Here is a 9,592-nt window from a genome sequence, read left to right on the forward strand (position 1 = left end):
AGAGCTTAACGGGTGCCGTCGCTTTTCTTATGTCAGCTGAAAAGAGGAAAATCGACTATGAAGACGACAAATCGGCCACTCGTTCTGGCGTCGGTCATGCTGGCCATGTTCGTCGGAGCGGTGGAAGCGACAATTGTGGCTACAGCCATGCCTAGCATTGCCGCAGACCTGGGTGGGTTTTCAAAATACAGCTGGGTATTTTCAGCCTACCTATTGATGAATACAGTGACCGTTCTGATTTACGGAAAATTATCCGATATATTCGGCCGGAAGCCGATTTTCGCTTTCGGGATCCTGCTGTTTCTTGTCGGATCCCTGCTGTGCGGTTTGGCCGTTACGATGGATCAATTGATCCTGTTCCGCCTGATTCAGGGAATGGGGGCAGGCGCCGTATTGCCAATAGCGACCACTATAGTGGGAGATATCTATTCTGCAGAAGAACGCGCTAAAATCCAGGGTTATTTATCCAGTGTGTGGGGAATTTCAGCGGTTTCAGGGCCAGCGATCGGCGGGGTCCTTGTCGCTACAGTCGGCTGGGAATATGTTTTTTGGGTCAATATACCGCTTGGGATATTGGCGCTTGCAGGCGTTTTGGTGTTCTTGAAGGAGCCGAAGAAAAACGGCAAGCCTGTGATCGATTACACAGGTGCTTTGCTGCTGACCATTGGATTGGTCAGTTTGCTCTATTTTCTTATTGAAGGAGGAGTCGGTTTTGACTGGCTCTCTGCAACTTCGGTCATGCTTATAATAACGGCAGTGCTGGCGTTCACCTTATTCGTTTTTGTTGAACGCCGGGCAAAAGATCCGATTATGCCGTTTGATATTTGGAAAAACAAAACGATTCTCTACGCTAATCTTGTTTCTCTTGCTACAGGCGTCATCCTCATTGCCGTTTCGAGCTATTTGCCGACCTATGTAACCGGCGTTATGGAACAGCCGGCAGCCATCGCCGGATTCACATTGACTGCCATGTCAATTGGCTGGCCGATTGCCGCCACATTATCTGGCCGATTATTGATCAGGTATGGAAATTTCCGCACATCACTGGCGGGCGGACTGTTTCTGGTGGCAGGAGCGTTACTATTCGTGGCTATGCGTCCGGAATCAGGTCCATGGTGGGCGGCACTGTCGAGTTTCGTTATTGGAATAGGGATGGGGCTGACCAGCACGGCGTTCATCGTTTCCATCCAAAGCGCTGTCAATTACGAAAAACGGGGCGTCGCCACGGCGTCTAACATGTTCATGCGTAATCTCGGCAGCACGATCGGTGTGGCGCTGCTCGGAACCGTGCTGAATACGTCGCTGCTGAACTATTTTGCGCAAGGTGATGGAGAATACAATCTCGACTCCATCAATACACTGTTGACTGTGGACAGCCGGGAAGGGATGCTTGCCGGGACACTGGATTATCTGCAGAACGGATTGTCACTTGCGCTGCAAAACGTCTATGCATTAATGGCAGTGTTTGCCTTTATCAGCCTCCTGCTGATTTTCGGGCTGCCACGGGATAAAGGAGTGGGAAAAAATGTCGAATGAAGAAATGATCATTAAAATTCTGGCCGAAGAAGGCAATATGCGAAAAGCTTCAGAGCGGCTTTTCCTTTCACAGCCGGCCCTCTCGCAAAGGCTGCAATCCATCGAAAAAGAATGGGGCCAGCAATTGTTCATCCGTTCCCAAAAAGGGCTGACCCCGACTCCCGCCGGCGAATTGGTTATCGGCTACGCCAATGAAACGCTCCAGCGGAAAGAAGAGATTTTCGAAGTGCTCCATACGCTGACGTCCAAAGTGCACGGCACATTGAAAATCGCCTGTGCCACCATTATTGGGCAGAACTGGCTGCCAAAAGTGCTGAAGGATTTCGTCACGCTTTATCCACAGGCAAAGATCCAGCTGATTACGGGTTGGAGTTCAGAAATTACGAGGGCGCTGTATGAAGGCGAGGCGCATATCGGAATTGTCCGGGGGCATACAGACTGGAAAGGGAAAAAAATTCACTTATTCCGGGACACCCTGTATCTCGTCGACAAAGAAATCAATTCACTTGATCAGGTAATGAAAACAGAACGGCCTTTTATCCAATTCAAAAGTGATTCCAATTATTATGAAGAAATCCAGCAATGGTGGCAAAAACATTTTGAGTCAAATCCCAAGCGGCAAATAACAGTGGATCAAATTGAAACGTGCAAGCAGATGGCAGTCAACGGCATCGGCTACGCAATTCTGCCGGCCATCACTTTGAACGGGACAGAAGACGTCCATACTGTCGCTTTATCGGGACACGCAGAGGATTTGGAACTGACGCGCGATACATGGCTGATCGGCTATGAGTCGGCATTTGAGCTGCGGCAGGTCACCGCTTTTGTGGAAATTGTGCAAAAGCATGCCGCTTTATTGAAGTAGAGTAATGAATTTAATCTCGAATTCCGTTATAATTACATCATTAACTATAGAAAGAGGTTTTCAAAGATGAAACAAATGGATGCCAATGAAATAATTTCGTACATACAGAATGCAAAAAAATCAACGCCTGTTAAAGTTTATGTAAAAGGGGAAGGCGTTGCCTCATTAGATTACGGCGAGTCTGCAAAAGTTTTCGGAGAAGGCGCTCATGCGACTGTTTTCGGTGAATGGACAGATCTTGAAAAAGCGCTGGAACAACACAAGGATTCAATCGAAGATTATGTTGTCGAAAACGACCGCCGCCATTCCGCCATTCCACTGCTGGATCTGAAAAATATCAACAGCCGTATCGAACCGGGTGCATTTATCCGTGATAATGTGGAAATCGGCAATAACTGCATCATCATGATGGGTGCGGTCATCAATATCGGCGCGGTAATCGGTGATGGCACGATGATTGATATGGGCGTTATCATGGGCGGCCGTGCGACTGTCGGCAAGAATTGCCATATCGGAGCAGGCGCAGTGCTTGCAGGCGTTATTGAACCTGCATCGGCAACTCCGGTCATTGTGGAAGACAATGTGATGATCGGCGCTAACGCTGTTGTGCTTGAAGGTGTGCGCATCGGTGAAGGCGCAGTTGTAGCAGCAGGCGCCATCGTGATCGAAGACGTACCGGCGAATTCGGTAGTTGGCGGCACACCGGCACGTGTTTTAAAATTAATGGATGAAAAAACACGTTCGAAAACGGAAATCAAACAAGAATTGCGTCAGTTATAAGGGTCAGTCATGGACCTCATTAAAATCAGAAGAGAATTGCACACCATACCGGAACTCGGATTTCAGGAATTTAAAACGCAGCAGCATCTCCTGCAGCTGATCCGGTCGATGCCGCAGGAAAGGATGGAAATTGTCGAATGGAAGACGGGGCTGGCCGTAAAAGTGAGCGGATACGATGCCGACAAATTGATTGCCTGGCGCACGGACATTGATGGGCTGCCGATAAAAGAGAACACGGGTTATCCGTTCAGTTCACTTCATGACGGCTTCATGCATGCCTGTGGCCACGATATCCATATGGCCAATGCCATCGGTTTACTGCATAAGCTGGTGAACAAACCAGTCAAACAGGATGTGCTCGTGATTTTCCAGCCGGCGGAAGAAGGGCCCGGCGGAGCTTTGCCGTTCCGGGAATGGCTGAAAACCGAACGCCCCGATTTCTGGCCGGATAAAATATTTGCCATGCATATCGCACCGGAATTGCCGGTCGGAACAGTATCGACAAAACCGGGTCTGCTGTTTGCCAATACGTCGGAACTTTTCATCGATCTGCACGGCAAAGGCGGACATGCAGCATTTCCTCATTTGACGGAAGATATGGCGGTAGCGGGGGCATCCCTTTTGATGCAGCTGCAGACGATTGTCAGCCGCAGCATCAACCCGATGGATTCGGCAGTGCTCACCGTAGGAAAATTCACAGCGGGCACAGTGCAGAACATCATCGCGGAAAATGCCCGTCTGGAAGGCACGATACGGACACTCAACAATCTATCGATGCTGAAAATGAAACAGCGCATCGAAGCAATCTGCAAAGCGGTGGAAACCGGCTATAACTGCCGGATCTCGATAGATTATGGAGCTTCTTACAAAGAAGTGGATAATGATGGGCAATTGGCTGAAGAATTCCTGGATTTCGCCGCATCAGCCGACGGCATCACAGCTGTCCGCGCAGATGCCGCAATGACCGGGGAAGATTTTGGTTATTTTACTGAACAGATTCCTGGAATGATGTTCTGGGCCGGCGTCGATTCAGAATTCGGTCTCCATCATGCAAAACTGGATCCTGATGAAGAAGTTCTCGAATTCATGCCCGGTTTTATCCATGAATTTTTCAGCAGACAATAAAGAAAGCGGACGGCATCTTGCTGTCCGCTTTTCTTTATAATCTGAAGGAACTATTTTACAGCCGGGGCGTACTAATGAATAGAGAAGAAAAGGAGGGGCCGCATGAAAAAGTATTTCTCATTTGCATTCATTATTCTATTTGCATCGATATTGTGCATTTTTCCGCAGTGGGTAAAGGCGGAAGCGGATATTACAATCGATGTTGAAGCCGGTTTTCAAAATAAGGTGAAATATAACCGGGGAGTTCCGCTGACCATCACAGCCACAAATAGCGGCACAGCTTTTTCAGGGGACCTCATTATCGATTATTCCGAAAGCTATAACATCGGTTCAGGACTCGCTGTCCCTCTTGATCTTGCAACGGGGGAAAGCAAGACGTACCGCCTTTCGCTGCCAGGGATGATGGACAATAGATACTCCGGAGGTACGGTTGCTCAGACGATTTTCCTTTATGAGGGCGGCTGGGATGATGGGCGCGCCATAAAATTTACGGGCAGCAAATCGATCCAGCCCAATTATTATAACGCTGAGGTTCTGTTCGTCGGCGCTTTGACTGAAAATGCGGATCGCCTGCGTGGACTAGGGGAAGTATTGCCGGCTGGAGGAGCGGATGCCGAAGTCTTCTATTTCAATCAGCAGGACGGTATGGCTTTGCCGTCAGATGCACTGGCGCTGGACAGTTTGGATTACCTGATCATCGACGAATTTCCATACAGCGATCTTCCGGCTGACACGCAGGAGGCCGTTGCTGCCTGGTTAGAACAGGGAGGAAATATAATCATCGGAGCAAACAGCAATCTGGAAGCGTCAATGGGAAATCTCGCCGACCTGCTACCGATGAAACTGTCTTCGCAGGGAGAAATACCGGTTTCCGGATTTGAAAATCCGATTCCTGTTTTTCAGTCAGAAATCAAAGAAGGAGCGCAGGTGCTTCTTGGCGAACAGGACAAAATTCTCGCTGCTGCTGCGACCGCTGGCTCAGGGACGATAATCCAGACTGCTTTTTCGCTGGGGGATGAACCGGTCGTTACACAGCAGGGCTACGGAGAGTTCCTTCTCGCTTTGCTCGGCGATGTCCCCGCTGCAGCTTCTATTCAGCAGGATCAGTCCATCAAAGAAAGAATGTCTTATGAAATGGGCATGACCAATGAGCTGTTCGAAAGTTTCGCAGTTTCAAAAACAGCCATGTTTTTCATTATTCTGCTGTATATCATTCTGGCTGTGCCGGTGCTGTATGTCGTGCTGACCAAAAAAGACAAACGGGAATTTGCCTGGATTGCAATTCCGGTGTTTGCAGTTCTGGCGTCCATCGGAATTTTTGCAGCAGGTGCAAAAGACCGCATTGCCAATCCGCAGATTCAGCAGACCGGTTTTTTTGAAGTGGACGATGACGGAGGGCTGACAGGGTATTACATGAACACGCTGCTGTCGAACCGCGGAGGTGATTATCGGTTTACCGCTCCTCCCACGACTACGATGACAGCGACTGCAGGAGACCAGTTCGCAGGAGGCAATCTGCATAATAACGCCATACTGGAAAAAGGGGCGGGTTCGTCAACATTGACGGTTCTCGATATGCGCTATTGGTCGGTTGCTTCTTTCATCGGTCAATCTTATATCAGCGGCAGCGGTAATTTTGATATTCAGCTGGCGGTGGAAGATGGCATTTTAAATGGTACTATTCGAAATTCCTTCCCGTTTGCAGTCCGCGATGCCGCAATCTGGACAGGCACCCGGCTGCTTTCATTGGGTGATTTTAATCCGGGTGAAGAAAAACAGGTGGCTGAACCGCTGCAATCCGATTTGCTGCAGCCGATTTCGCCCATCGGCCAAATCCTCGGTTATCAGCCGATGACCACTAAAGAAGAGTTGGTCGAAGCCAGAAAACAAAGCGCATTGGCGTTGTCTTATGAACACTTGAAGGGCAATGCCTCCACTCCTTATCTTATCGCGTATTCGGGTGATGCGCTCGTACCCGTAAGTCTGGAGAATCAGGATGCCAAAGTGTCGGCAGTCCATCTGCTTGCGCAAAGTTTCGAGCCGGCTGTCACGTTTGAAGGGGAAATTAGGATCGATACGGAAAATTTCGATGTGGATATCCAGGCGGCAGATCCGAGGGGCTTTATTCATGAATACCCTGATAATCCAGGGTTCTACGGCCTGGAACCTGGTGAATACATGGTACAGTACCAGCTTCCGGACGCGTTGACCGAAGCGGAAGCAGACTGGACAGGACTCAGTATCCAAACAGCTGCGACGGATGTGGAATTATCCATATTCCGCACGGATACAGGTGAATTTGAAGCGTTGCCGGCAGGATCCACCGATTTGACTGACAACAGCGGCAATTATATTTCCGATGACGGAAAAATAGAAATCCGAATCTTCAATAATGCACAGACCGGTTATTCGGAAGTTACGTTGCCTGAAATAGTTCTGGAAGGAGTTGTGAATCAATGATTGAAATAAAGGGATTAACCAAAAAATACGGTTCCTTTTACGCTCTGAAAAATTTGAACCTGACCATTGAAAAAGGGACTGTTTTTGGATTTGTCGGAGCGAATGGCGCCGGCAAAACAACGACATTTTCAATATTGGCAACACTCCTGCAGCCGACTGCCGGAGAGGCGTGGATCAACGGCTTCAGCATTTCGGAGAATCCTCATGAAGTGCGCAGGCAGATCGGTTACATGCCTGACTTCTTTGGCGTTTATGATCAATTGAAAACAGAGGAGTATCTCGATTTTTACGGAGCCAGCTACGGGCTTGATGCACAGCAGCGTAAAGTGCTGATTCCGCAGCTCCTCGAATTGGTGAATCTGGCCGGCAAGCGTTACGATTATGTTGACCTGCTGTCCCGTGGGATGAAGCAGCGCCTTTGCCTGGCTCGTGCGCTGATCCATGATCCGAGCATTCTGATACTTGACGAACCGGCTTCGGGGCTTGACCCGCGTGCACGGGTGGAAATGCGGGAAATTCTGAAGGAGTTGAAAGCGATGGGAAAAACGATCCTGATTTCTTCCCATATCCTGCCGGAACTCGCTGAAATGTGCGACAGCCTCGGTGTCATCGATTCGGGGGAACTGGTCGCCCATGGATCTGTCCAAAGCATCCAGGAAAGGCTTCAAAGCGAAAAAGTCATCAGTGTCAAACTGGCTGGACCATTGGCGGAAGCGGTTGCGTTTTTCGAAAATGATCCCCAGGTTTCGCAGATTACCGAAAATATCGAAGGCCGGACCGTCCAGTTCCTTTATAAGGGCAGCGATGAAGACCAATTGGTTTTATTGCGCAGGACAATGGCGTCCGGATTGCCTGTCCTGTCATTTTCAGAAGAAGAAACCGATTTGGAGGATATCTTCATGGAAATTACGAAAGGAGTTGAAACGATATGAAAGAGCTCCTGGCCAATCCCGTGCTGATAAAGGAAATAAAATTAAGATTCCGGAATATGAAAAGTTTTACCGGATTATTCTTTTATTTGATGGTCATGGGGATTTTTGTATTCGGTTTCATCAACCTCACCAGTTCGGTTACAGGCGGCGGATTTTTCCGTCCGGCAGAAAGTTTCATGCTGTTCAGTATGCTGAGCTATATCCAGCTGGGGCTGATTTTGTTTATCACACCGGGACTGACTGCGGGCACCATCAGCAGTGAACGCGAAAAGCAGACGCTGAATATCCTGCTGACAACGGCCCAGAGCAGTTTCCAGATTATTTTCGGAAAACTGCTGTCATCTATTGCGTTTTTGCTGCTGCTGGTGGTTTCCGGACTGCCGATCTACAGTATGGTATTTTTATATGGAGGAGTGGCTCCCAGCCAGATTGCAGTCATCTTTCTGTTTTATTTTTTGACTTTGCTGGTGATCGGCAGTTTGGGCGTCATGTATTCCACATTGACCCGGCGGACCATCACTTCGATGATTGTGACCTATGGCACAACGATTTTTTTAACAGCCGTAACCGGATTTTTTCTCATTCTCACGGTCACACTGTCTGGAGCAGCCATGGGATCGGGAATCTCGCCGCTCAGCTATTTTTGGGCGAGCATCAACCCGGCGGTGGTGCTGCTCACTTTACTGGAGCCCGGTTTTAATGATGAAATCAGCCTGGCGACTGGAATTCCGCTTCCGTTATGGGTTAGCTATTCCATTTTTTACATCCTGATTTTTATCGCAGCAATGTGGCTTTCTGTCAGCAGACTGCGGGTTAATATGAATAAATACAGATAAGGAGAATGCCTTATGGACAGCCGGAAAATCACTGAATTTATCAAAAAAGCAAACCGCCGCCTGAAACTGCAGCATATGGGGAAAACATTGCAAATTGCTCTTTGTTCTGGTTTGGCTGCAGCGCTGCTGGTATTGGTGATTTCAAGGCTGTTTGTTTTTCCTTATTATGGATTTTATGTATATGCTGCAGCGGGACTTGGCGTTTTTATTCATTGGCTGTGGAATATCAGGGCCATTCCCCGCCGCAAACAGGCAATTACAGAGCTGGATAAGTATACGCCCCATAACCAGCTCCTTACTTTGTCGCAGCTGCCTCACGGCAATCATCTGGCAGCCGATTTAGCAGCCAGGATAGAAAAAGAAATCCATATAAGCTACCAATTATTCAAAAAAGAGAAAAATGAATGGTTTTTGCCAAAGTGGCTGCTGACCTCGATAGTACTGGCCATTTTATTGATCATATCGGGATTGTTCCCTGCTTCGACGCAACTCGAAGCGAAAGAGCATGAGCAGGAACAGGAATTAATAGAAGAAATGATTGAGAAAGTGGAGCAGCAAAAAGAGCAGGCCAAATCGCCTGTAGTAAAAAAAGAGATGGAAAATCTGGAAGAAAAGCTTAAAGACAGCGAAACTCCTGAACAGGCGCTGCGCGAACTGGTGAAAAAGCAGAAAGAGCTCGAGCTGCAAAAACAAAAGAAAATGCAGGAAGAAACCGAACAGGCAAATGAAGAAGCAAAGGATTTGAGTGATGCATCCGCGAAATTGGCCGAACAGGCAGGCAAAACACAAACAGCGTTAAGTGAAATGGGCAAACCGGTGGCATCCGATCTGCAGCAAGCGCTTGCTGCCAATGATCTTTCCGCTGATCCAGAGGATTCCAATGAAACTGAAAGGGATCCGGAATCGGAATCAGCTTCAGAATCAGAAAATGGGGCAGACGGCCAGCAGAGCGATTCGGCGGGCAGCGGTGAAGGTGAAGGCGCCGGTGATAGTGCAGCTGGCGATGAGGGATCCGAAAGCGCTGAAGGTGAAGGCAACGGGGAAGGCGAAGGAGAAGG

The 9,592-nt window shown here is 48.6% G+C and carries 8 protein-coding genes; all 8 read left to right on the forward strand.

Annotation, left to right across the window (positions count from 1 at the left end):
• Positions 1-57 precede the first annotated feature (57 nt).
• Positions 58-1,536, forward strand: a complete 1,479-nt coding sequence (locus tag KW93_RS00080; protein WP_033540906.1) for an MDR family MFS transporter — start codon at positions 58-60, stop codon at positions 1,534-1,536.
• Positions 1,526-2,401, forward strand: coding sequence for a LysR family transcriptional regulator (locus KW93_RS00085; RefSeq protein WP_033540907.1), 876 nt, complete (start codon positions 1,526-1,528; stop codon positions 2,399-2,401). The genes KW93_RS00080 and KW93_RS00085 overlap by 11 nt, the downstream gene beginning before the upstream one ends.
• Before the next feature lie 66 nt (positions 2,402-2,467).
• Positions 2,468-3,181 (forward strand): 2,3,4,5-tetrahydropyridine-2,6-dicarboxylate N-acetyltransferase, encoded by a 714-nt coding sequence (dapD, locus tag KW93_RS00090; RefSeq protein WP_033540908.1) that lies wholly within the window; start codon positions 2,468-2,470, stop codon positions 3,179-3,181.
• Between the two features lie 9 nt (positions 3,182-3,190).
• Positions 3,191-4,306, forward strand: coding sequence for an N-acetyldiaminopimelate deacetylase (locus tag KW93_RS00095; RefSeq protein ID WP_033540909.1), 1,116 nt, complete (start codon positions 3,191-3,193; stop codon positions 4,304-4,306).
• Positions 4,307-4,408: 102 nt separating this feature from the next.
• The gene (locus KW93_RS00100; RefSeq protein WP_033540910.1) at positions 4,409-6,766 is read left to right on the forward strand and encodes a hypothetical protein; all 2,358 of its coding nucleotides are present in this window, start codon (positions 4,409-4,411) and stop codon (positions 6,764-6,766) included.
• Positions 6,763-7,698, forward strand: coding sequence for an ABC transporter ATP-binding protein (locus tag KW93_RS00105; RefSeq protein WP_033540911.1), 936 nt, complete (start codon positions 6,763-6,765; stop codon positions 7,696-7,698). The genes KW93_RS00100 and KW93_RS00105 overlap by 4 nt, the downstream gene beginning before the upstream one ends.
• A complete protein-coding gene (locus KW93_RS00110) occupies positions 7,695-8,534 on the forward strand; it encodes an ABC transporter permease (protein WP_033540912.1) in 840 nt (279 codons plus the stop codon). The genes KW93_RS00105 and KW93_RS00110 overlap by 4 nt, the downstream gene beginning before the upstream one ends.
• 12 nt (positions 8,535-8,546) lie before the next feature.
• Positions 8,547-9,592 (forward strand): hypothetical protein (locus KW93_RS00115; protein ID WP_033540913.1); only part of this gene is annotated, 1,046 nt, incomplete at its 3' end.

The sequence above is a fragment of the Planococcus sp. CAU13 genome, from assembly GCF_000775575.1.
In the GTDB taxonomy this organism is placed as follows: domain Bacteria; phylum Bacillota; class Bacilli; order Bacillales_A; family Planococcaceae; genus Planococcus.

Bases quoted from the DNA above. Each gene is read 5' to 3' on its own strand.
- KW93_RS00105 (WP_033540911.1), top strand. From the start codon at position 6,763: ATGATTGAAATAAAGGGATTAACCAAAAAATACGGTTCCTTTTACGCT.
- KW93_RS00085 (WP_033540907.1), top strand. From the start codon at position 1,526: ATGTCGAATGAAGAAATGATCATTAAAATTCTGGCCGAAGAAGGCAAT.
- KW93_RS00100 (WP_033540910.1), top strand. From the start codon at position 4,409: ATGAAAAAGTATTTCTCATTTGCATTCATTATTCTATTTGCATCGATA.
- dapD (WP_033540908.1), top strand. From the start codon at position 2,468: ATGAAACAAATGGATGCCAATGAAATAATTTCGTACATACAGAATGCA.
- KW93_RS00080 (WP_033540906.1), top strand. From the start codon at position 58: ATGAAGACGACAAATCGGCCACTCGTTCTGGCGTCGGTCATGCTGGCC.
- KW93_RS00095 (WP_033540909.1), top strand. From the start codon at position 3,191: ATGGACCTCATTAAAATCAGAAGAGAATTGCACACCATACCGGAACTC.
- KW93_RS00110 (WP_033540912.1), top strand. From the start codon at position 7,695: ATGAAAGAGCTCCTGGCCAATCCCGTGCTGATAAAGGAAATAAAATTA.